Below are 23,247 nucleotides of genomic sequence, written 5' to 3'. Positions count from 1 at the left end.
AACGGCGTCGAAGTGTCCAGTTCGGCGGAGATCGACGAAATTTTGGCTCAGAATTCGCAGCGGCGGGTCGTAGGGGCGGGTCTCAGACCCGCCCGCTTCTTGCTGTTTGCGGGATTCCAGGCCAGAGCGGGTGGGTCTGAGACCCACCCCTACGACCCATCTCCACGACCCACGACAATGACTCATCCTTGCGAGCCGCCTCTACGGCCCGCTCCTGCGGGGGTCGCCCGGCCCGCGAGTATGTGCGGGCGCGGCGGGTCTCGCCAGAACCGCGTCTCGTCAGAAGGTCGCGCAATCAATGACGAAGCGGTAGCGCACATCGCCCTTGATCATGCGCTCGTAGGCGTCGTTGATCTTTTCGACGGGAATCAGCTCGATGTCCGAGGCGACCTCATGTTCGGCGCAGAAGTCGAGCATTTCCTGGGTTTCGCGAATGCCGCCGATCAGCGAACCGACCAGCCGCTTGCGCCCCATGATCAGCGCGCCGGCGCCGAGTGGCACCGGCTGGTCCGGCATGCCGACCAGGATCATGGTGCCGTCCCGGTGCAGCAGACCGAGGTAGGCGTTGTAGTCGTGGGGCGCGGAAACCGTGTCGAGGATGAAGTCGAACTGGCCGGCCAGCTTGCGGAAGGTCGACTTGTCGGCGGTCGCTTCGAACGCATGTGCACCCAGTGCCAGCGCGTCCTCGCGCTTGGCCGGGGAGGTGCTCAGCACGGTCACCTCGGCGCCCATCGCGCGCGCGATCTTGACGGCCATGTGGCCGAGTCCACCCAGCCCGACCACGGCGATGCGATCGCCGGCCTTGAGGCCGTAGTGGCGCAATGGCGAATACACGGTGATGCCGGCGCAGAGCAGCGGCGCAGCGCGATCCAGGGGAATCGAAGCAGGAATGCGAAGGACATAATTTTCATCGGCGACGATGCGCGTCGAGTAGCCGCCGTAGGTCGGTGTCCGCGTGCCGCGCTCGACGCTGTTGTAGGTGGCGGTCATGCCGCCGGTGCAGTATTGCTCCTCGCCTTCCTTGCACGAGCCGCACTCCCGACAGGAGTCGACGAAGCAGCCGACACCCACGGTGTCACCAACCTTGAACCTTGTCACCGCACTGCCGACGGCACCTACTTCGCCGACGATTTCATGGCCCGGCACCATCGGGAAAATCCCGCGACCCCATTCGTCGCGCGCCTGGTGAATATCCGAATGGCAGACTCCGCAGTAGCGGATCTCGATCTGCACTTCGTGCGGACCGGGCGCGCGGCGTTCAATCGTCCATGGCGCGAGCGGTGCCTTCGGGGTTGCAGCAGCGTAGGCGGGTGTGGACATGTGCAGGTTTCCTTGATCGGGGCGGGAAGGGCGATGCGGATTCGCGGACTGATCGGTCGGCTGATTCGTCTCGGCGCGTTGCGTGGCTGGTTCAGAGATGGGGTGCGATCCATTTCTCCAGAGCAGTCTGGCTGAAATTGCCGATGCGTGTGGCGAGGATGTTGCCGTCGCGGTCGATCAATGCGGTGTACGGAAGCACGTTTTGCGTATTGCCCAGCCGAAGCGAAAGATCCGTCATGTCGGCGGGGGAATTGATCAGGATCGGATAACTGACCGGATTGCGTTCCAGAAAGGCCAATGCAGCGGGCGCCTCTTCGGCGGCAATGCCGATGACCTCGACATCACGATCGGCGTATTGCGCTCGCATCGCATCCAGCATCGGCATTTCCTCTCTGCACGGCCCGCACCAGCTCGCCCAGAAATTCAGGATCACCAGTTTGCCGCGCCACTCCGAGAGCCGGCGCATGCCGCCCTCACGGTCGGGCAGCGCCATGTCATCGACCCGATCACCGACAGCCAGAACGCCTGCAGGTGCCGACGTCGCCGCCCTTTGTACCGGTGCGGGGCGCAGCATCTGGCTCAGCGCAAGGCCAAGGCCGGCACTGCCGATGGCGAGCAGAATGATCAGCAGGTTGGTGCGGTTGAACATGGGATCAGGATAGCGGCAATGGAAACGGAGAGGGACGGCTCAGGCAACGGCCCGCGCTTTGCAGGGCCACTCGGCCATGGGGAGCTCCCGGCAATCAGGGCTGGCCAGGGGCAAGAGCTGCCTCGACGATGCCATCCGTGAGCAGGGTCGGCAACACCGAGCCCGGTTCATCGGTGCCATGGAAGACGACGTAGAGTGGCACGCCGACCGCGCCATGCGCCTGCAGAAAGGCGGTGATTTCAGGATCGACGTTGGTCCAGTCGCCCTTCATGTAGACCGCATTCGATGTGGCAAGAAGTTCCTTGAACCGATCACCGGCCAGCACGTTCTTTTCGTTGGCCTTGCAGGTCACGCACCAGTCGGCCGTCATGTTGACGAAGACGGTGCGACCCTCGGCGCGCAAGTCAGCCAGCTTGTCGCGCGAGTAGGCCAGTGCCGACTCCGACGTCTCCAGATGCCTTGTCGGCGGATCGAGATGTCCGATCATCCAGATGGGTGCCAGCGCTGCCAGCAGGACAAGGCCGGCCAGGACGCGCCCGGAGGTGCTGTCGCGCCAACGTGCCCGCTCCAGCCACCACAGGCCGAGGGCGAGCACGACCGCGCCGATCAGCACCAGCCCGATCGCATCGACCCCGCGCTGCTTGCCGAGCACCCAGACCAGCCAGACCGCAGTCAGGTACATCGGGAAGGCGAGTACCTGCTTGAAGATTTCCATCCAGGCGCCGGGCTTCGGCAGGCGGCTCGCCAGCGCGGGTACAAGACCGACCAGCAGGAACGGCAGGGCCAGGCCGAAGCCAAGGGCAAGGAAGATCAACAGCGCGACTACCGAGGACGACGCGAACGCGAACGCCAGGGCCGGGCCCATGAAGGGAGCCGTGCACGGGCTGGCCACGACGCAGGCCAGCACGCCGGTGAAGAAATCCCCGGCCGGTCCGGAACGCGAGGCCAGTCCCTGGCCCGTACCTGCAAGGCTGGCGCCAATGGTGAACACGCCCGAGAGACTCAAGCCGACCGCGAGCAATACATAGACGAGAATGGCGACGAAGCCCGGCTGCTGCAGCTGGAAGCCCCAGCCGAGGGCCTGGCCTGCTGCACGCAAGGCAATCACGAGCAGGCCCAGCGCGGCGAACGATGTCAGTACGCCCAAGGTGTACCAGAGCGCATGGCTGCGCGCCTTGGACTGGCTTTCGCCACTCTGCGCGAGCCCGATCACTTTCAGCGAGAGCACAGGCAACACGCAGGGCATCAGGTTGAGCACGATGCCGCCGAGCACGGCAAACAGCAGCGCGGCAAGGATGCCGATCGCGCTGGTCGCGGGCGGTGTTGAACGCAGGTCGTTGTCCGCAAGGCCGGCTTTCTCCGAAGACGTGGCGGCGGGAACAAAGCTGCTTGCGGCGGCAGCCAGCTGTTCGGGTGTGGCCGGATCCAGATCGATGGCCAGCGTGCGCTGCAGCACCGGATAGCAGATGCCGTTTTCCTTGCAGCCCTGGAATTCGCCCGTCAGCTGGATCGTCTGCGCATCGCCGTTCGGGCGCTTCAGCGCAACCGGCAGTTCAACCTGATCGTAGTAGACGACGACACTGCCGAAGTGCTCATCGACATGGTCGACGCCGGCAGGCCATTGCGCAGCGCCGACTTCGACACCGCTGCCGTCGTTGACCATGACCTTGCTTTTGTCGCGATACAGGTAATAGCCCTTGGGCATGGTCCAGCGCGCAAGCAGCTCCGTCGGGCTCATCGCGATCGCCTCGAACACGAAGGCCTGCTCGGGCGGCAATGCTTCGTCCGGCTCAAGCGGATTGATGGCGCTGCCGAGCGCGCTGCCGGCAGCCAGTTTCTGCGCCAATGCGGTCGGCGCGGCGGCTGGGGAAACCGGCGGCGTCAGAACCAGTCGGGTCGGATGCGGGGGATAGCAGATCTTCGGATCGACCTCATGGCAGCCCTGCACCGTGATCGTGACCTCGACGCTGTCGGCTTCGGCATTCGCCAGCGTGTACGGCAGGCTGGCCTCGACGCCATCGTGGTAGATCTCGACGTCGCCGAAGAATTCATCGTGCTTCTCGATGCCCTTGGGCAGCGCCAGATCACCCAGGATCAGGTCCGCCTGTTTCGTCTTCGCGCTGATCCGGCCCTTGTACAGGTAGTAGTCGGGGGCGATCTGCCAGTGCAGGTCGATCCGGCCGGGCTCGGTGATCTCTGCTTGCAGGGCAAAAGCCTGCTCGACCGGCAGCAGCTCTTCCTGGCCCTGCGCGTAAGCGGCCGGGGCGAGCGGAATCAGGGCCAGCAGGCCGATCAGGAAATGGCGTGGCAAGTCAAAACTCCAGGGCGTGGCGAGGGCGAAAGGGGACCGGACGGGTCGCGGAAAACTGTCAGGGTACCCCGACCCGGGATTCGACCCAATCCGCATAATCGTCATGGGCAACGCTGACATCGACCGCAATTATCTCGGGCAGTTCATATGGATGCAGTTCGAGCAGGCGCGCCTTGAGGGCATCGAATCCGGGGACCGTGGTCTTTATCAGCAACAGCACTTCGTTGTCGACGCAGATTTGATCTTCCCAGCTGTAGATTGAGGTGACGCCGGGCAAGGCGCTGACGCAGGCGGCCAGGCGCTCACTCACGAGCGCGCGCGCGATGTCGGTGGCTACTGTTGCGTCGGGGCAGGTGCAGTGAACGATCAGGACGGTCATGCCCCATTATCCGCCATCGTGCCGAATTCCTCATGCCCGCGCGCCGTGGTGTGCAGGAATGGCCCGGGTCTGGCGCGAAACACCTGGGCCCGCGCCTGGCCTGCAGGCATTCCTGCCTAGCGCGCGGCGTTGTCGAAACCGTTGGCGAAGATCACATCGTTGCCGAGTTCGCAGATCGTCGGGCTGACCGAGACGAACAAGGCCTGGGTGCCCCATTCCGGGTGATCGATAAACGGATTGCGGTTGCCCTGGAAAATCTGGATCACGTCGTTGCGCTGGATTTCCGCAGCGTCGGGCGGGTCGCTCGCGTGCCAGGCGAGCAAGTCGGTGAGCAGGCCCATGTAGGCGGGCACGTTGTAGTTCGAGGAGCCGACGATGAGGTTGCGGTTGTCGGTCAATTCGAGGTTGGGTTCGGTCTGGCCGCTGGCTGGATCGGTGCCGCCCTCGTAGCGGATCGCCATGTACATCACGGCACGCGCGACATCGCCCTTGCGCGCAGCCCAGGTCTGGAACGTATTGTTGTTGAACCAGTTCGAGTTGCCCGGAAAGACGCCGCTGCCGCCGCCGACACCGAAGTTGAATTCGGTCGCGCGTTCGGCGCAACTGGCCATCGAGGCGCAATTTCCGTAGGGGCTGTTGCTGCGATCCGAGTTGTAGCCGGTGTCGGACAGATACAGCATGTGGGTGTCGGTGTAGGGCGCGTTCGGCAGGCCCAGATTGCCGGTCTGGCTTGGAAAACCCAGCGAATTCGGCCAGGTGTGCTCGCGGTTGTAGGTGATGCCGCCGCCGCTGCCGGCGCGATCGCTGATCGCCGTGTAGAGGCGATTGCGATAGACGTCGAGGATCTGGTTCGGGTTGTTCGGACTGGCCTGCGCCGTTTCGAGAATCGTCCAGGCGTTCGTGCCGGAGCCGCTGTAGGGATAGGCCGTATGGCCGCGGATGAGGTGATGCAGGCTGCAGCGCAATTGTTCCGCGCTGCTCGTGTTGACCTGGTCGTAGTAGCCGTCGTCGTTGCCACTGCCGACAGAGAAATGCACTTCCACCGAAGCCGCCATCGTGACGGCGCTCGCGTTCTGCACGTCATCGGCGTTGATCGTGAACAGGCAGTTGCCATTGGCGGGTAGCAGGGTGTCCGGCGTCAGCGTTCGTGATGAGCCACTACCGCTTTCGCTCAGGGCGATCGGAGTGCTGTCGCAAGCCAGTTCGAAGGCGCCCGGCGACGTGGTCACCGCCTCGCTGAAGTTGACCCGCACATCGCTGGCCAGCGGAACATTGCTGGCGTTGTCCACGGGCTGGGTCGAGATGACGGTTGGCGGCGGAATGTTGCCGGGATCGAGCGTGGTGAACTGGATCACGCTGTCGGCGAGCATCGCATCGGCGCTGCCGTCCTGGTCGGCTACCCCACTCGCGAGAATTGTCCAGACGCAGGATTCATTCGCCGCAAATACCGGTGACGGTGTCAGCGTGAACGCCGTCGGGCCGCCGCTCTGAGTCGCGGTATGCGAACCGGAAATCGAACAGTTGATCGAATACCACGGCGCAGTCACCGTCACCGCTTCACTGAAGCTGACAGACAGGGTCGCGGCCAGCGGCACGTCGATCGTGTTGTCGGCCGGTGTCGTCGAGACCACGGTGGGCGGTACATCGACCGGCGGATCGCCGGCAACGGCAAAGCTGATGTCATCGATGGCCAGACCGTCGTCGGCACCGCTGGCATTGATGTCGATCCAGCGCACCCAGACCACGCCGTTGGTAGCGAGATTGAGGCCGCTGATCGAAGCGCTGATCGCAACCCGGTTCGCGGCGGCGTTGCCGTCCAGCGGCCCGATGCTGCCCGCCGAAACGGGGGCGGAAAAATCAAGCGTGCCGAGGCCGACCCAGCTTGCAGCATTGTCATTCAGCGCGCTGGCATTGAGGCTGTACTGGAATTGCAGTGCGTCATTGCGACCGATCGCTCCGAGTCGCCACTGTTCACCGGTATAGGCCACGGCGATCTCGCTGATGGCCTGGCCGCTGTCGTTGCGCAGCTGCGCCCCAATCAGGGAGGTCAGGGATCCGGATTGCAACGTTCCCAGCGCGCGCTCGCTGCTCGCATTGGCGCCGAAGCTGAAGGTGTCGCCAGAATTCGCCGAACCATTGCTGGCGCTGTAACCGCTATTCGCATTCGAGCCGGACTCGACGAAATACCAGCCGCCTGGAAGCGCCGTGCCGGTCCCGCTCGCTGCCAGCGAATCAAAGTTCTGTACGGCTGGCGGGCCGCCGACCAGCGGGATGACCTGGGCCAGCGCCGATCCGCAAATGGCGGCGCAAAGAATAACCATGGCGCGACCGGCACCAACATGGAGTTTCATTAACGAGTCCCCGGCACTGGCGAGCCCGGGTCAGGGTGGGCGCGCGACGCGGGAGTATAGACAAACAGGAATTCAAACAGGTTGCCAGACCTGTGAAAGTCAGGGGCGGTTGGCATTGATTTGGGGTTCGTCATCCCGGCGAAACGTCGGGACAAGTGCTAAGGCCGCTGAACAAGTCTCTGCCCGTCATCCCAGCGCAGGCTGGGATCCAGCTCTGCCCTTGATCTGCAAAAGACAACAACAAGAACTTGATCCCAGCCTGCGCTGGGATGACGGCCTATTCAGCGTTCCCCCAAGTCATTGCCGTTCGAGTCAGGGGCCATTGAAAGCCCCTATCCCAGCCCCATGTTCCGGTCACAGCAATGCCTGAGGACTTCCACAGGCTTTTTTACGCGAGTAGAATTGGCACTCGTTTGGGCAGAGTGCTAACAGCCCAGCAACAATTTCAATTTAATCAACCAGTTAAAGGATCAATCAACATGGCACTTCGTCCACTACACGATCGCGTCATCCTCAAGCGTCTGGAAGAAGAGAAGATTTCGGCCGGCGGCATCGTCATTCCCGACTCTGCTGCCGAGAAGCCGATCCGCGGCGAAGTGATCGCTGCCGGCACCGGCAAGATCCTCGAAGACGGCAAAGTCCGTCCGATCGCCATCAAGGTTGGCGACAAGGTCCTGTTCGGCAAGTACTCGGGTACCGAAGTCAAGGTCGACGGCGAGGAACTGCTGGTCATGCGCGAAGAAGACATCATCGCGGTGATTGAGTAACGAAGCGGGAATCGGGAATGGGGAATAGGGAATCGTAGAAGCGCCTGCGCGCACCGATTGCCACCCCAGCACCCGAATTCACCGCTACTGCTCTGACCATTCTCCATTCCCCATTCCCTATTCCCGGAGTTTCACGAAATGGCTGCCAAAGAAATCCGCTTCTCTGAAGATGCACGCGCCCGCATGCTGCGCGGCGTCAACACCCTGGCCAATGCGGTCAAGGCCACCCTCGGTCCGAAGGGCCGCAATGTCGTGCTCGAAAAGAGCTTCGGCGCCCCGACCATCACCAAGGACGGCGTCTCCGTCGCCAAGGAAATCGAACTGGCTGACAAGTTCGAGAACATGGGCGCGCAGATGGTCAAGGAAGTCGCTTCCAAGACCTCCGACGTCGCCGGTGACGGCACCACCACCGCGACCGTTCTCGCCCAGGCGCTGATCCGCGACGGCATGAAGGCCGTTGCAGCCGGCATGAACCCGATGGATCTGAAGCGCGGCATCGACAAGGCCGTCATCGCCGCCGTCGAAGAGCTGAAGAAGCTCAGCAAGCCGTCCGCCGATTCGAAGTCGATCGCCCAGGTCGGCACGATCTCGGCCAATGGCGACGAGCCGATCGGCAAGCTGATCGCCGAAGCGATGGACAAGGTCGGCAAGGAAGGCGTGATCACGGTTGAAGAAGGTTCCGGCCTCGACAATGAACTCGACATCGTCGAGGGCATGCAGTTCGACCGCGGCTATCTCTCCCCGTACTTCATCAACAACCAGGCTTCGCAGCAGGTCGAGCTGGAAGACCCCTACATTCTTCTTTACGACAAGAAGATCTCGAACGTGCGCGAGTTGCTGCCGATCCTCGAAGGCGTAGCCAAGGCCGGCAAGCCGCTCTTGATCGTCGCCGAGGAAGTCGAAGGCGAAGCGCTGGCGACCCTGGTCGTCAACACGATCCGCGGCATCGTCAAGGTGGCAGCCGTCAAGGCACCGGGCTTCGGCGATCGTCGCAAGGCGATGCTCGAAGACATGGCCATCCTGACCGGCGGCCAGGTGATTTCCGAGGAAGTCGGCCTGCAGCTCGAGAAGGCTACCCTGAAGGATCTCGGCCGCGCCAAGAAGGTCGTCATCACCAAGGAAAACACCACCCTGATCGACGGCGCCGGTGAAGCCGCCACGATCCAGTCGCGCATCAAGCAGATCAAGGCGCAGATCGAAGAGACCTCTTCGGACTACGACCGCGAGAAGCTGCAGGAGCGCGTGGCCAAGCTGGCCGGCGGCGTTGCCGTCATCAAGGTCGGCGCTGCGACCGAAGTCGAGATGAAGGAAAAGAAGGCCCGCGTCGAAGACGCCCTGCACGCCACGCGCGCAGCCGTCGAAGAAGGCGTGGTCCCGGGCGGCGGTGTTGCCCTGATCCGTGCCCTCGCTGGCCTCGGCAAGCTCAAGGGTGACAACGAAGAGCAGAACCACGGCATCCAGATCGCACGTCGTGCGATGGAAGCGCCGCTGCGCGAGATCGTCACCAACGCCGGCGAAGAGCCGAGCGTGATCCTGAACAAGGTTGCCGATGGCAAGGGCAACTATGGCTACAACGCCGCGACCGGTGAATACGGCGACATGGTCGAGATGGGTATTCTCGATCCGACCAAGGTCACGCGTACTGCACTGCAGAACGCCGCCTCGATCGCCGGCCTCATGATCACGACCGAAGCCATGGTCGCCGAAGCGCCGAAGAAGGAAGAGCCGCACAACCACGGCGGTGGCGGCGGCATGGGCGGCATGGGTGGCATGGGCGGTATGGATTTCTAAGAGGTCTATTCCTGCGATCACCCCTGATCGCGAGAATCAAGAAGCGGCCATCCGAGGCTGCACTTCTTGGAAAACGCTCCACCCTGATGCAGTTCCACAAGAAACCCCGCAGCGATGCGGGGTTTTTTCTGAGTGACTAGAAGATTCCCATCGCAAGCCCGGCACTCAGCAAGGCGCCAAGTTCGCGGGCACGGTCGAGGTCTTCAGTTCCCAGCTTTTTTGGTGCAAGTATTGCCTCCCGCGTCTGAGCGGACGTATTCACGATCAGCGGCGGGGCTACGCGGCGCAGACGCAATCCTTTGGCAATGCGGTCGAGCTGCCGTTGCGCGCCTTCGCCATCGGAGCCTGCACAGATGATCGAGGCGTAGACCTTGCCATTGCAGCGATCGAGAAGGTCGTAGTAGCTGCGGTCGAGAAACTCCTTCATCGCGCCTGATAGTGAAGCGAGATTTTCCGGTGCGACGAACAGCACGGCATCGGCGGCCATCACCTCCGCACTGGTCGCGGATTCGGCGGGGCGCATGACGACGCGAATACCCACTTGCGCAGAAGCGGCATCGCATGCCGCCTGGGCCATCTGCAAGCTCGCCCCGGTTCGACTGTGCCAGACGATGAGCAAAGTCTTCGGGTCTTGCAGACTCTCGATCACGGCTTTCTGAACCTCATGTTATCCACGGCACCTTGTGTTGGCGGGCATTAAAGCTCACCCCGCTAGTCTGATGGCAAGGCGGTGCGATTTGCACTGCGAACAGCAAAGGAGACCTCTCATGAGCATGAATATCCAGGGCAAGAAGATCGCAATCCTCGCCACGCACGGTTTCGAAGAGAGCGAGTTGACCAGCCCGCGCGACGCGCTCAAGGCCGCCGGTGCGACGGTACAGGTCGTTTCACCCGAATCCGGCGAGCTGCAGGCCTTCAGGCACCTTGAGAAAGGGGTGAAGGTTGCAGTCGACAAGGGACTCGGCGAAGCGCGAGCGGAAGACTACGATGCGGTGGTTCTCCCGGGCGGCCTGTTCAATCCGGATCAATTGCGCGTCAACGAAGATGCATTGAAATTCGTCAAGGCCTTTGTCAAGGCGGGCAAGCCGGTGGCAGCGATCTGTCACGGCCCGTGGATTCTGGCCGATGCCGGCGTTCTGAAGGGGCGCAAGGTGACTTCGGTGCCGACCATTCGCAAGGATATCGAGAATGCAGGGGCGACCTGGGTCGACGAGGAAGTCGTGGTCGACAACGGCATCGTCAGCAGCCGCACGCCGAAGGATCTGGAGGCGTTCAACGCCAAGCTGATCGAGGAAATCGGTGAGGGCAAGCACGAACGCCGTGCTGCCTGATCGCTGGACTCCTCTTTGCACGGCAAACGTCCGGAGCATTGCTCCGGCCGTTTTCAGTCTTCAGCGCACGGAGACCGGATTGCGGGCGATGGCGGTCTTGTCGATGACGAAGACGATATCGTAGTCGCCGGCTTCTTCGGGGGTGCGAAGCGTGACTGAATCGCCTTCCAGCGGGACGTCGGCATAGCGGAGATACTCGAGCGTGTCGCGGCGAACGAATCCGATCCAGTGGCTGGCGTGCCGCGGGCCCTGGAAGCGCACGGTGATGTCTTCGTTCGCTGTCACGCTGCCGGGAGCATCGAGCTTGGCGACTGCCGGCGTCACCTTGACCGGCTGCGAAGCGATCACCTTCTCGCGCTCGTTGAGTACATAGCGCAGTTCGTAGTCGCCTGCTTCGGTCGGCGCCATCAGGGTGCCTTCGGTTTGGGCGCCTTGCGGGCGCATGTAGTCGCGATAGCTGCCGGCCTCGCTGCCAGCCGGTGCGAATCCGATCCAGTGCATGGATCCCTCGGGGCCGCTCGCCGTGACCGCGACCGTGTCGCCGGCCATGGCGGTTGACGGCCCACTGACGCTCGCGGTACTTGCGACCACCGTGATCGGGCGCGTGGCGATGATGCGTTCACGTTCATTGAGCACGTAACGCAGTTCGTACTCGCCCGGCTCGGACGGGGGCATCAGTTCGATCTCGCTGACCGGCCCGGTCGGACGGCCGTACTGCAGGTACGCGGTAATCGGGCTGCCTTTCGGCGCAAATCCGATCCAGTGGTTCTTCCCGACCGGACCGCGCGCGGTGATGGTGACCTTCGCGCCGGCGGGGACGCTGTCGGGCGCTTCGATGCTCGCCTCGGCGTCACCGACTTCGAGCACGACGCGGGCGAGCACGCTGTCCTTGCGGATCGGACTGACGTAGCGCAATTCGATCGGACCGGACTCTGCCGGCGCGCGCAGGGAAACGATGCCTGCCTTGTCGGTTGCTTCCTTCCGGCCGACCACTTCGTAGTCCAGATAGGCATTGTCCTTCGAGCCCACTGGCGCAAAGGTCACGTAGTCGCCGCGATCGGCGGGACCGGTCCACGAGATTTCGATCTCGCCGGTTATCGTCAACGGCCCCTTCGTGGCTACGGTCGCCTTTGCGGGCGGTGGTGGCGGTTCGGTGCTTGCATTGACCGCGCCCGCAATCGCGGCGCCAAGTTCCTCGGCATCACGCGCATTGAAGTAGCGCCCACCCGTGTTCTCGGCGAGACAACGCAGCTGGGCCTGATGAATTGGATCACTGACATCGAAACCGATCACATGGGCGGTGAACGCGACGCCACTCGTTTCCAGTTCATCGCCCACGGCGCAGGGATCGAGGTTGCAGGTTTCCTCGCCATCGGAAACCAGGATCACGGTGGCCTTCTGCTCGCTCGACTTGAGTACGCCGGCGGCATGCCTGACCGCGGCCGACAGTGGCGTCATGCCCTTGGCATTGAGTCCGTTGACCGTTGCAAGGTAGGACGCCTGATCGAGTGGACCGGGCTCGATCAGCGTCTCGATGTCGCTGCAGTCGCCCTTGCGACGGTGGCCATAGGCGACCAGACCGATCGCGTTGTCGGCCTTCCAGGTGCCGAGCATGTCGGCGACCGTTTCGCGCGCGATCTCGACCTTGGTCTTGCCGGCGATCTGGCCCCACATCGAGCCCGAGGCATCCAGCACAAGCATGATGTTTTCGCCGGCCAGGGCCGAAGTAGCCGCAAACGCACCAAGCAGCAACGGTAGGACAAATCGCATGGGCAATCCTCTGACTGAGTGAGCGCGCATGATACGGTCAAGCAGGATCGTCGTGGCCGGGTCGCAGGTCGCAGGCCACTTGTGCGCCAGTTCACAATCAGCCCTCTGGAGGGCCGCAGCATTTGCCGGGAGCCCGGGGATTCGAGAGGGACTCGGGACGATTGCTACAACGGGCCACGCATGGCAACGTAGTGGCGAAACCGGAGTGACACGTGGCCGAGATCACCGAACTGATTGGCAAGGCGCGTGGCGGCGATCCAATGGCGTCCGAGCGCCTGTTTGCGACGCTTTACGATGAACTGCGTCGAATGGCTGCCGGCCAGCTGCGCGGTGATCCCGGCATGCGCGCCACTTCTCTGGTGCACGAGGCCTACCTCAAGCTCGCTCATCACGGCGCCGTCGAAGTCAATGATCGCAGCCACTATTTCGCTGTCGCCGCACGCGTCATGCGTCAGATCGTCATTGACCATGTGCGTTCGCGGGCGGCCGTTCGACGGGGCGGCGATCTTCGTTTCGTGCCGCTCGACACTACGGCATTCCAGGCCGTTGCATCCGAGCGCGACGAGGAGGTCCTCGCGCTGGATGCTGCCCTCGTCAGCCTGGCAGCGGTTGACGAGAAGCTGGCCGCTCTGGTCGAGATGCGCTTTTATGCGGGTCTCGAGCTCAGCGAAATTGCCGATGTGCAACAGCGTTCCGAACGCTCGCTCAAGCGCGACTGGCGTCGGGCACGTGCGTATCTCCAACGAGAACTGACCGCGGAGTAGGCCGATGAGCACGGCAACCGAACGCTGGGCCGAAGTGGCCGCCCTGTTCGATGAACTGGCCGACCTCGAGCATGCCGTTCGTGCCCGGCGGCTGGCTGACCTGGAGCAGAGCGATCCCGTGCTGGCTTCCGAGGTACGGGCGCTGCTGCGGGCCGACGACGCACCCAATCCGCTGCTCGACGGCGAGCTGGCATGTGAGGTTGCGGGCATCCGGGTCGCGGACGCCGCCGACCCGGCCTCGACCGGAACGACCGGCCCCTGGCGACTGCTGCGCCCGCTCGGCGAGGGCGGCATGGGCGTGGTCTGGCTGGCCGAACGCACCGACGGCGCCTACGAGCAGCAGGTTGCGGTCAAGCTGCTCAAGCGCGGCATGGACACCGAGGCGATCCTGCGTCGGTTCCTGCAGGAACGGCGCATCCTTGCGCGCCTGAACCATCCGAACATCGTGCGCCTGGTCGACGGTGGCATGAGTGGCGACGAGCGCCCGTATTACGTCATGGACCATGTCGACGGACAGCCGATCACCCGCTATGCGGCCGAGCATCACCTCGATGTCCGCTCGCGCATGCGCCTGCTGGCCAAGGTCGCCGATGCGGTCGCTTATGCGCACGCGCAACTCGTCGTGCACCGCGACCTCAAGCCTTCGAACGTGCTGGTCGACCGCCAGGGCGAGCCGCGCGTGCTCGATTTCGGCATCGCCAAGCTGATCGAGGAGAGTGGCGAGCAGACCCAGACCGGAACCGGTCTGCGGGTGATGTCGCCAGCCTATGCTGCGCCCGAACAGATCCTCGGCGAACCGATCGGCACGGCCACCGATGTCTACGCGCTGGGCCTGATGTTGTGCGAGCTGCTGATCGGGCAACTGCCGCGCCAGCGGCGCGGCGCAACCCCGGCGCAGCTGGCCCTCGAAGCGAGCCAGGAAGTCACCGATCGAGCCAGTACGCTTGCCGCCCGCATGACCCCGACGCAGCTGCAGGACCTGTATGGCGACGCGGTCGAGGCTCGGCAGCTGGCGCGAACGCTGTCCGGCGATCTCGACCTGATCGTCACGACCGCACTGCAGCGCGAGCCGTCGCGACGCTATGCGACGGCCGCCGCCTTTGCCGATGACCTGCGCCGCTGGCTCGAGGGCCGTCCGATTTCGGCGCGTGCCGACTCGGCGGGATACCGGCTGAAAACGTTCATCCGCAGGCATCGGGTCGGGGTCGCGGCGTCGGTGCTTGTCGCCGTCTCGTTGCTCGGCGGACTGGGCGCGGCACTCTGGCAGGCACAGCTCGCGCATGCCGAGGCGCAGCGTGCGGATCTCGAACGCAGCAAGGCCGAACGCGAGCTCGCCCGAAGCGAGCGGGTCAAGGATTTCATCCTCACCCTGTTTCGCGAGCAGGACCCGATCAGCCGCGCCAGTGCGGTTGCGCGAACGCCGGTTGCACTGATCCGCGACGGTATCGCCCAGATCGACAGCAGCCTTGCCGGCGAGCCGGAACTCCAGGCACAACTGCTCAAGGACCTCGGCGAGATCCAGATCAGCCTGGATGATCGCGAAGCGGCAATGGCAACCCTCAAGCGTGCCTGGGAGCTGCAATCGAATCTGAGCGGACCCGACAGCATCCCCGCTGCCGAGGTTCTTGCCGCCTATGGCGAGGCCGTCTATGCGGTGGGAGACGTACCGGCCTCGGCAACGCTGCTGCGCGACGCACTGGACAAGTTGCGTCGGGCCGGTGCCGGAAACCTGCCGCGCGCAGCACTCGCGGAGTCATCGCTGGCCAACATCGAACTGGTCCAGGGCAGCAACGAAGCGGCGGAAAAGCTCGCCCGCCACGGCGTCGAGGTCTTTCGCGAAACCTATGGCGTGGACGACGTTCGCGTTGCCAGCCGACTCGGCGTACTCGGCAAGGTGCAGCAGGAGGCGGGGAAGTATCCCGACGCGCTAGCCAGCTATCGCGAAGCACTCGCTATCGTCGCGAAAAACAACGGTGAAGAGCATGTGCGAACAGCCATGCTGCGGACCAACGTCGGCGACGTCCTGCGCGTCCAGCACAAGTACGACGAGGCGCTGGTCCAGTATCAGACGGCGCTCGACATCGAGCGTGCCAAGCTGCCGGCCGATCATCTCTACGTGGGCGGTACGCTGTTGCGGCTCGGCGACCTGCAGCGTCGCACGGGAAATCTCGAGGCGGCGGAACGTTCCTTCACGGAATCGCTTGCGATCCTCGGCAAGACGCCATCCGGGCAGTATGCGCAGGCTTTGCAGACCTTCGGCGGCCTGGCCCGGGCCCAGGGCCAGTTCGAGCTTGCCGCTCAGCGATACAACAAGTCGTTCGAGGCATTCAAGGCCGCGACCGGCGACAGTGTCTACACGTGGATGACCGCATTCCTGGAGGTCGGCGCGCTGACCGATGCCGGGAAACTGGCCGAAGCCGACAGGCTGGGGACGGAGGCGATCGCCGCGCTCGCTCGCGTCTCGCCCGACGACCACTACAACAACACGTTCGCAGCTTCGGTCATCGGCGCGCTGCGTCTCGCGCAGAGTCGATACGACGAGGCCATCCCGCTGCTTCGCCGGGCCCTTGACGGCATGCAGGCGATCTACGACAAGGACCACGCCGAAATTGCCCAGGCCCGCGTCGCCCTGGCGGCGGGTCTGCTCGGCAAGCAGGAGTCCAGCCTGCGGGAGGAGGCCGCCGTACTGATCGGGACGGCCATCGAGACATTGACCCGCGCCGGCGATGCCGGCAGCGAACCGATGCTCGGCGCGGCCTATCTCGAACGCAGCCGCTTGCACCAGCAGGAAGGCGACCTCGATGCGGCACGCGCCGATATCGAGGCGGCCATGGCCCGGCTGCGCACCCCCGAATACGCACCGAAGCTGCGCCAGGCCGAGGCGCTGGCGCGCAAGCTCGGTGCACGCATCGGCGGCAGGGCCTGAGTCGGGCGCTGCAGCCTCGGCGCAACCGGCGCCGGCATCATTCCGTCTTCGAGAAATCCCTGATCAGCGAGGCGTCGAATTCGACTGCGGCGGTCGCGCCGGAACCGCCCAGCTTGAAGCTGCCGGCGACCCGTCCGGCGCTGTCGACGCTGAGCTTGAGGGCATCGCCGCTGGCCGTGCTGCTGTACTGGATCGGCGCAACATGTGCCCACCAGTTGACCGCACCGTCGTCGCCGATTTCGATCTGCAGTCCGTCGCTCGACGACAGCATCGCGCAACGCATGTCCGGGCAGGCGTTGATCGCGGCTCGCTGGTCGTCCGCAGTGAAAACGATGCTGCGCACCGTTTTCGTCTCGTCGAAGCGATTGGGGCCGCTGACGTAATAGGCATGGTTGAGGCTGATCACCAGCGTGGCGTCGGGCCCCTCGACGCTGAGCTTGCCCGTGGCCATGCTCGATTCGCTCGCCATCACGACCGGAGCGGTAACGGCCATGACAAGTGCAGGAACCAGCGCGAAAGGAAGGTTTCGTGGTCTTCTACGCATGTTGAACTCCAGTTGGAAAGGCATGGTCATTCGGCGGTTTTCCCATTGCACTTTCATCAACGCTGAAAGGCTGCCATCGGGGCCACGTTGGAACACTGACAAAGCCGGTGCCTCGCCGACAGATTCGCGCTAGGCTCATCCTCTGCCGCAATCGGCGGCTCGATCCGGGGAGGGGTCATGGCTCGCACCGCATGGGTGGACCTGTTGCGACGCGCTGCAGCGATTTCGGCCGTGGCCAGGCAGTCCGGCGAACCGCTCGATGAACTCGTTGCGCGCGATCTGGAAATGCGTCGCGCGTCTTCGCGACGACGATTCCTGCGTCAGGCAGCAACCGCCACCTCCGCGCTGGCGCTGGCCGCCTGCACTCCTGCTCCGCTGTTGCGTGGCGATGCTGCCGATGAGGTCGTCATCGTTGGCGCCGGAGTGGCTGGGCTGACCTGCGCCTGGCGTCTGCGCCAGGCAGGCATCGGTGCGCGCGTCTACGAAGCCCAGGACCGCATTGGCGGGCGCATGTTCAGCCTGCGCAACCACTTTGCCGATGGCCAGGTCTGCGAGCTCGGTGGCGAACTGATCGACACCGGCCACGTACGAATCCGCGCGCTCGCTGCGGAGTTCAACCTGCCGCTGGACGATCTCAGCGAGGATCCGACCCATGCATTCGGGGATGTCTGGTATTGCGAGGGGCGCCGTTACTCCGAGGAGGAAATCCTGCTCGCCTTCGCGCCACTGGCAGAAGCGATCAGGCGAGAAACGGATGCCTTGCCGGAAGACGAGATTACCTACGCATCGCCCGGTGGCTGCGAGGCTCTGGACAAGGAAACGATAAGCGCGTGGCTGGACCGGAACGGTGCGAGTGGCTGGCTGCGCCGCCTCATCGAAGTGGCTTACACGACCGAGATGGGACTCGACTGCGACGAGCAGTCCGCACTGAACCTGCTGACCTTCATCGATCCGGGTACCGAGGCCTTTCACATCTTTGGTGAAAGTGACGAACGATTCCATGTGCGCGGTGGCAACGATCTGATCACCAGCAATCTCGGCAGTCGCCTGGGTTCCGCCATCGAAACCGGTAGTGTGCTCGAAGCGGTCCGGCAGTCCGCAGACGGTCGCTACTCGCTCCAGTTCAAACGTGGCGCGGCTGCGTTCGAAGTGCGCGCACGGCGCGTCGTGCTGGCCATGCCGTTCACCACACTGAGACGCGTACAGCTTGACCTGGAACTGCCAGCCATCAAGCGGCGCGCGATCAACGAACTCGGCTACGGCACCAATGCAAAACTCATGATCGGCTTCAATGAGCGAGTCTGGCGCACGCGCGATGCCAGCTCGGGCAGCAGCTTCAGTGATCTTCCGGTGCAGTCGACCTGGGAAACCAGCCGCATGCAACCTGGCGCTGCCGGTATCCTGACCAATTTTGTGGGCGGCAAGCACGGGCTGGAAATTGCTGAAGGCTCCGCACGTCAACAGGCCGATCTGGCTGCGCAACAGCTCGATGCCATTTATCCCGGGCTTTCCTCGGCACGGGCCGGTGCCAGAGAAGCGCGCATGAACTGGCCGAGCCAGCCCTGGGTGCTCGGCAGCTATGCCTGCTATCGTCCCGGTCAGTGGACGGGCATCCGCGGCGCGGCAGGGCAGTCGGTCGGCAATCTGCACTTCATCGGGGAACACTGCGCGTTCGACAACCAGGGCTTCATGGAGGGGGGCGTCGAGACGGGTGAATGGGCGGCCCGGGCACTGGCCGCCGAGTCGCTGGCCCGGTCGGCATGATGCTGCGTGGAGCCGGCATCGAGCGTCGACCGGTCGAATCCATCCGACATCGGCAATAGCCTGTATGGGTCCAACAAACTGGAGTTTGCATGCGTAGCGTTCTGCGTCGGATTGCCTGGTTCTTTCTGGGATTGATTGCGGTTTACCTGATCGCCGGCAACATCTTCCTCAACAGTTCGATCGGCGAATGGGCGATCAATCGCAAGCCCGAGAAATTCCAGTTGCACTGGTCACATGGCGTGACCTGGTGGCCGGGCTACGTCACGCTCTGGAACGTCAAGGTCAATGGCCATGTGCGCCATGTGCTGTGGAACGCCGAGACGCCGCGAGGACGCACGCGCATTGCGATCCTTCCGCTGTTCTCGAAGGAGTTGAACCTGCCATGGATTGCGGCCGATGCAGTCCGCGGCGAAGTCGAGCGCACCGATGTCGACATGCCGCCGCCGCCTTACCGGCCCGGCGGCTGGATCATCCGCCTCGAGCACATAAAGACCGATCAGATCGAGCATGCACGCGTTGTCGGACTCGATGTCGCGCTCAAGGGCAGTGCCGACTTCGGTTTTTCCAAGCAATTGCGCGATGGACCCTGGGAAATCCTGCCTTCCCGTTTCGACCTGCGCGAACTGCGCGTGCGATACGGAGAGGAGGAACTCCTGCACGACGGACACGTGTCGGGTGAATTCTCGATCGCTTCGCATACGCGCCGGGAAGTCTCCGGACTGGCGACACTGAAGCTGACCGACGCGCACGTGCGTGTCGAGGGCGAGGTGCCGGCCGTGGCGGTCGATCTCGATTCCGCGGGTCACTGGAGTGGCAGGGTCGCCACTGGCGGCAAGTCCGGGCGACTCGATGCGGATCTGGTCTGGCAACGGGGCCGATTTGCCAATGGCGGCCATGTCGATCTCGACGTGCCCCTGCAGGCCAGGTCGTCGGCCGTGCAATTCGATGCGTCCGCGCGCCTGCATGCCCGAGTCGAGGCTGACGGCTATTTCATCGAGGCCGACCTGCCGCCGCCGCCGAACGGGCTCGGTTCGGTCCACGCCCGACTGAATGTCGCTCATGCCGAAGGGGTCGGCCTGCCGACCGCGAGGGAAGCGCTGAGCCGGACTTCGGGAACCTTCGCACTCGACTGGAAATTCAAGTCGCTGGACTGGCTGGGACCGCTGCTGGTCAAGACACCCTGGCTCAGGCTGCAGGGCGCTGGCCGCATTGATGCCGATCTGAAGATTCGTTCCGGCAAGCTGGAGCCGGGCAGCCGGGTCGACGTTCCGGAAGTCGATCTCGTCGCCCTGGTCGCCGAGCATCGTTTCAACGGCACGGCCAGGGCTCACGGTCTGATCAGCGAGGGTGGCGCAGGACCAAGGGCGGCCGTCGATTTCACCGTCGAGCAATTCGACATCGTGGCCGAGAGCGAGCCTGACATTGCCCTGGCTTCGGGCAGCAACCTGCAGATCGGACTCGACTCCGAAGGCGATCTCGCCCATTTCCGCGACAGGCTGCTGGCCCGCTTGCGCTTCGGTGCGGCCGAAGTTCCCGATCTGCGCGTCCTCAACGTGTACCTGCCGGCAAAAGCCGTTCAATTTCTCGGCGGATCGACCGCCTTGAGCAGCGATCTGACCCTGAACGAATCAGGTCAGGTCACGCGGGGCCAGGTGGGTCTGGAAGCGACAGCGGTGCAGGCCGAATTCGGCGAGATCCGGCTGACCACCGACCTCAAGCTGGACGCCCAGCTGGCCGGCACCGACATCAAGCAGCGACTGTTCGATCTCAACAACAGCACGCTCAAGCTGAGTCGCGTCACGGTCGTCGACGCAGGACGCACGGCCGGTCAATCCTGGTGGGCCAATTTCGCCCTGGACGGCGGCCGAATCGTGGCCAAGCGACCCCTGGACATCGATGCGACCGTGCATACGCGCATGCAGAACGTGGGCTTGCTGCTGGCCCTGTTCACTCGCCACAAGGACTATCCCGGTTGGGTCCTGAAACTGATCGACAAGGGCGAATTCAAGGCCGATGCGCAGCTGCAGATGCGCGACAAGACGCTGACCATTGATCGACTTCAGGCCGAGAACGAGCGCTTTGAAGTGGAAGCCAGGATGCGTCTTGGCGCGGCTGGCACCGATGGCGATCTGCTCCTGCACTGGGGGCTGCTCAGCCTCGGCGTGGATCTCGAGAAGGGCAAGCACAAATTCCACCTGCTGCGCGCAAAGGAGTGGTATGCAAAGCAGCCGGCCCTGTTGCCGGCTGAAAACGGGGCGGGTACTCCGAAACCGTAGGAATCGCGTAGGTCTGCGCAGGCGCGTCGGGAAGCCCGGGGTAGGCTGGCTCCCCGCACGGGCCCTACCAGACGATCAGGCCCACGCATCCCGCCGACCGCCGGCCGATGCTGCGCTGCGGCGTGGCAAATGTCGAAAAATCATTAGTATTGCGTTATCAGGTGTTAAACCTCGTGGGGAGGGAGAGCCCGCCGCGGCAGCAATGTCCGGCGGGTTTTTTATTGCCATGGACGGCATGTATGCCAGCAATGCAGGAGCAATTGCTGGTTTATTGCCATGGACGGCATGTATGCCAGCAATGCAGGAGCACTGCTGGTTTATTGCCACGGACGTCCTGTTTGCCCGCAATGCGGGTGCACTGCCGGCTATGGCGCGATGGCCGTATCCCGGACCCCGGCCGCAGCATCCAGCGCATTGTCAATGACCGGCTCGAGTTCGCCGCGGAAGCGCAGTTGCCCCATTGCCCGCAATTCGCTCGGCAGGCTGGTGGGCGAATCCATGGCGTTGGCCGGCAGGCTATCGCGCAAGGCACTGAGCGTCGCGAAATAGCGGTCGCCGCTGATGCCCGCTGCCTCAAGCAGGATGCTTGGCAGCAACCACGAGGTCGTGTCGGGCTGCGTTGTCGACGAGGAAAGCCGGCGACCGTTATCCAGCAGCAGCCACGGTACCGGCTGGGTCTTCGGCCCCTTGCCATCGACAAAACCGATCTGGTGGTAGACCGGCGGCAAGGCAGGCAGGTGGTCGCCATAGAACAGCAACAGGGTACGGCGCTTGCGTTGCTGCAGCGCGTCGGCCAGCCGGCCGAGCTCATGGTCGGCATCTTCAAGCAGATAGAGATAATTGCGCAGCCAGTATTCGCCGCCTTCATCAAGGCCGGGCGGCAGCTTGAGATCGGACAGACGCTTGGCATCCAGCCCCGGTCGCCAGTCGAACGGCCCGTGGTTCTCCATGCTGATCGCGAAGATCATCTGCGGCGGACCGTCGTCATCGAGCTCGGACAGGATGCTGTCCGTCAGCGCCGCATCACCCGTGAACAGGCCGACGATGGTTTCCTTTGGAAACGCCTTGCCGTCAATGAACTTGTCGAAACCGATCTGCTTGAAGGCCTGGTTGCGGTTCCAGAACACGCCGCTGTTCGGATGAATCGCGGTGGTCTCGTAACCCTGGCGGGACAGCGTGCGCACGATCCCCGGAATCGGTTGCTCGGCGATCTCGAAATAGGGGTATTGCACGCCCGGGAAGAATTCCAGGGCAAGGCCCGTCAGCACCTCGAACTCGGTGCGGATGGTGCCACCGGCAAAGGTCGGGACCGTCATGTTCCCCGAAATGCCTTGGCGAGCCAGGCGATGGAAATTCGGAAGATAGGTGTCGGCCGGTGCCCCGCTCAGGCGCACCGGATCGAACAGCGATTCGCTCTGTACGATGACGATGTCGGGCTGGGTGCCTTCGGGCATGCCCAGGGCCGAGGAGTTCGGTGCCAGACGCAGGCGCAGGGACTCGGCGTGGGCACGCAGCAAGTTGCCCGCCGCACGACGGTCAGGGCGTAACTCCTGACGCTTGGCCAGTTCCCAGTTGTACAGCACGAGGTTGCTGACAACGCCGGCGCGCCCGGCGCTGTCGACAACGGACCAGGGTTCGAAATGCAGGCGGCTGGCGCTGTAGATCGAACGCCATGGCGCCCAGCCGCTGATCAGACCCACGCCAAGTGCAATCGTGGCCACGGCCACCGATACGCGGGTCCAGCCGCGCATCGCCGGCCATGCCTTCTCGCGAAACAGCGCGATGGTCAGGGCGAGGACACCGACAGAGATCAGGATGGGAGCAATGCCTGCACCCATGTAGTGGCTGAACAGCGGCAGGGCCGAGCCAAGATCGGAAAGAAAGTGAAAGTCTCCTGGCAACAGCGGCATTTCCAGCTGCTCCAGCTTGGCCGCATTCGCCGCATAGCTGCCGACGATCAGCAGCAGCCCCAGCCAACTCGAAAGAATGACACGGCGGGTCAGCGCACACAGCAAGAGCACGACAAGAACGAACGGCAGGATGTTGAGCGCGGCCAATTCCCACGAGGGCGCCTCTGCGCCGAACCACGGCCAGACCAGCGCCGGATCGAACCAGCTGGCCACGACCATAAACGCAAGAACGAGCACGCCCAACCAGACCAGCGAGAGCCGGTTCTGACGTGCCGAAGACGGGAGTGCGGATGCGGTCATGGATTCCATCGCAAGCAGCGTGGCCATCAGGGCCGCGTAATCTGGGCGAAACGTGCTGAGTATAGGGTGAACTGGGGCATTGCACGTTAACCGC

Annotated in this window: 16 protein-coding genes; 7 read left to right on the top strand and 9 right to left on the bottom strand. The window is 63.8% G+C overall.

Annotated features, from left to right (window positions below):
* Positions 1-279: 279 nt before the first annotated feature.
* The 5 genes from R3F00_RS06600 to R3F00_RS06580 form a co-directional block, all read right to left on the bottom strand.
* On the bottom strand, positions 280-1,320 hold the full coding sequence (locus tag R3F00_RS06600) for an NAD(P)-dependent alcohol dehydrogenase (protein ID WP_371280957.1): 1,041 nt from the start codon (positions 1,318-1,320) through the stop codon (positions 280-282).
* A gap of 91 nt (positions 1,321-1,411) precedes the next feature.
* Positions 1,412-1,969 (bottom strand): TlpA family protein disulfide reductase, encoded by a 558-nt coding sequence (locus R3F00_RS06595; RefSeq protein ID WP_371280956.1) that lies wholly within the window; start codon positions 1,967-1,969, stop codon positions 1,412-1,414.
* A gap of 94 nt (positions 1,970-2,063) precedes the next feature.
* Entirely contained in the window at positions 2,064-4,280 is a 2,217-nt protein-coding gene (locus R3F00_RS06590; protein ID WP_371280955.1) for a protein-disulfide reductase DsbD family protein, read from the bottom strand.
* A gap of 58 nt (positions 4,281-4,338) precedes the next feature.
* Positions 4,339-4,659: a divalent-cation tolerance protein CutA gene (gene cutA, locus R3F00_RS06585; RefSeq protein WP_371280954.1), complete on the bottom strand. Its 321-nt coding sequence runs from the start codon at positions 4,657-4,659 to the stop codon at positions 4,339-4,341.
* 116 nt (positions 4,660-4,775) lie between these two features.
* Entirely contained in the window at positions 4,776-7,010 is a 2,235-nt protein-coding gene (locus R3F00_RS06580) for an endonuclease (RefSeq protein WP_371280953.1), read from the bottom strand.
* 479 nt (positions 7,011-7,489) lie between these two features.
* Between R3F00_RS06580 and groES the strand changes: the two genes are divergently transcribed.
* Both groES and groL read left to right on the top strand, forming a co-directional pair.
* Positions 7,490-7,777 carry a co-chaperone GroES gene (groES, locus tag R3F00_RS06575; RefSeq protein WP_371280952.1) on the top strand — a complete coding sequence of 96 codons (288 nt, stop codon included), beginning with the start codon at positions 7,490-7,492 and terminating at the stop codon, positions 7,775-7,777.
* Positions 7,778-7,915: 138 nt separating this feature from the next.
* Entirely contained in the window at positions 7,916-9,568 is a 1,653-nt protein-coding gene (groL, locus tag R3F00_RS06570) for a chaperonin GroEL (protein ID WP_371280951.1), read from the top strand.
* A gap of 136 nt (positions 9,569-9,704) precedes the next feature.
* Here the strand turns inward: groL and R3F00_RS06565 are convergent, their stop codons facing one another.
* A complete protein-coding gene (locus R3F00_RS06565; protein ID WP_371280950.1) occupies positions 9,705-10,217 on the bottom strand; it encodes a flavodoxin family protein in 513 nt (170 codons plus the stop codon).
* A gap of 118 nt (positions 10,218-10,335) precedes the next feature.
* Between R3F00_RS06565 and R3F00_RS06560 the strand changes: the two genes are divergently transcribed.
* Positions 10,336-10,899, top strand: coding sequence for a type 1 glutamine amidotransferase domain-containing protein (locus tag R3F00_RS06560; protein WP_371280949.1), 564 nt, complete (start codon positions 10,336-10,338; stop codon positions 10,897-10,899).
* Between the two features lie 60 nt (positions 10,900-10,959).
* Here the strand turns inward: R3F00_RS06560 and R3F00_RS06555 are convergent, their stop codons facing one another.
* Positions 10,960-12,669 (bottom strand): VWA domain-containing protein, encoded by a 1,710-nt coding sequence (locus R3F00_RS06555; RefSeq protein WP_371280948.1) that lies wholly within the window; start codon positions 12,667-12,669, stop codon positions 10,960-10,962.
* A gap of 212 nt (positions 12,670-12,881) precedes the next feature.
* Between R3F00_RS06555 and R3F00_RS06550 the strand changes: the two genes are divergently transcribed.
* Both R3F00_RS06550 and R3F00_RS06545 read left to right on the top strand, forming a co-directional pair.
* Positions 12,882-13,433 (top strand): ECF-type sigma factor, encoded by a 552-nt coding sequence (locus tag R3F00_RS06550; protein WP_371280947.1) that lies wholly within the window; start codon positions 12,882-12,884, stop codon positions 13,431-13,433.
* A 4-nt stretch (positions 13,434-13,437) separates the two neighbouring features.
* On the top strand, positions 13,438-16,359 hold the full coding sequence (locus R3F00_RS06545) for a tetratricopeptide repeat protein (protein ID WP_371280946.1): 2,922 nt from the start codon (positions 13,438-13,440) through the stop codon (positions 16,357-16,359).
* Between the two features lie 37 nt (positions 16,360-16,396).
* Here R3F00_RS06545 and R3F00_RS06540 read toward each other — a convergent pair whose 3' ends face one another.
* Positions 16,397-16,903, bottom strand: a complete 507-nt coding sequence (locus R3F00_RS06540) for a hypothetical protein (protein WP_371280945.1) — start codon at positions 16,901-16,903, stop codon at positions 16,397-16,399.
* A gap of 177 nt (positions 16,904-17,080) precedes the next feature.
* Here R3F00_RS06540 and R3F00_RS06535 point away from each other — a divergent pair, with 177 nt between their 5' ends.
* Both R3F00_RS06535 and R3F00_RS06530 read left to right on the top strand, forming a co-directional pair.
* A complete protein-coding gene (locus tag R3F00_RS06535; RefSeq protein WP_371280944.1) occupies positions 17,081-18,667 on the top strand; it encodes a flavin monoamine oxidase family protein in 1,587 nt (528 codons plus the stop codon).
* 89 nt (positions 18,668-18,756) lie between these two features.
* Entirely contained in the window at positions 18,757-20,943 is a 2,187-nt protein-coding gene (locus tag R3F00_RS06530) for a hypothetical protein (protein WP_371280943.1), read from the top strand.
* Between the two features lie 365 nt (positions 20,944-21,308).
* Here R3F00_RS06530 and R3F00_RS06525 read toward each other — a convergent pair whose 3' ends face one another.
* Positions 21,309-23,180 (bottom strand): LTA synthase family protein, encoded by a 1,872-nt coding sequence (locus R3F00_RS06525; RefSeq protein ID WP_371280942.1) that lies wholly within the window; start codon positions 23,178-23,180, stop codon positions 21,309-21,311.
* Positions 23,181-23,247: the final 67 nt, after the last annotated feature.

The organism is Dokdonella sp., assembly GCF_041395345.1.
Classification (GTDB): Bacteria; Pseudomonadota; Gammaproteobacteria; order Xanthomonadales; family Rhodanobacteraceae; genus Dokdonella.
Note: the sequence above shows the minus strand (reverse complement) of the source record. Positions and strands in the feature narration are given on the sequence as shown.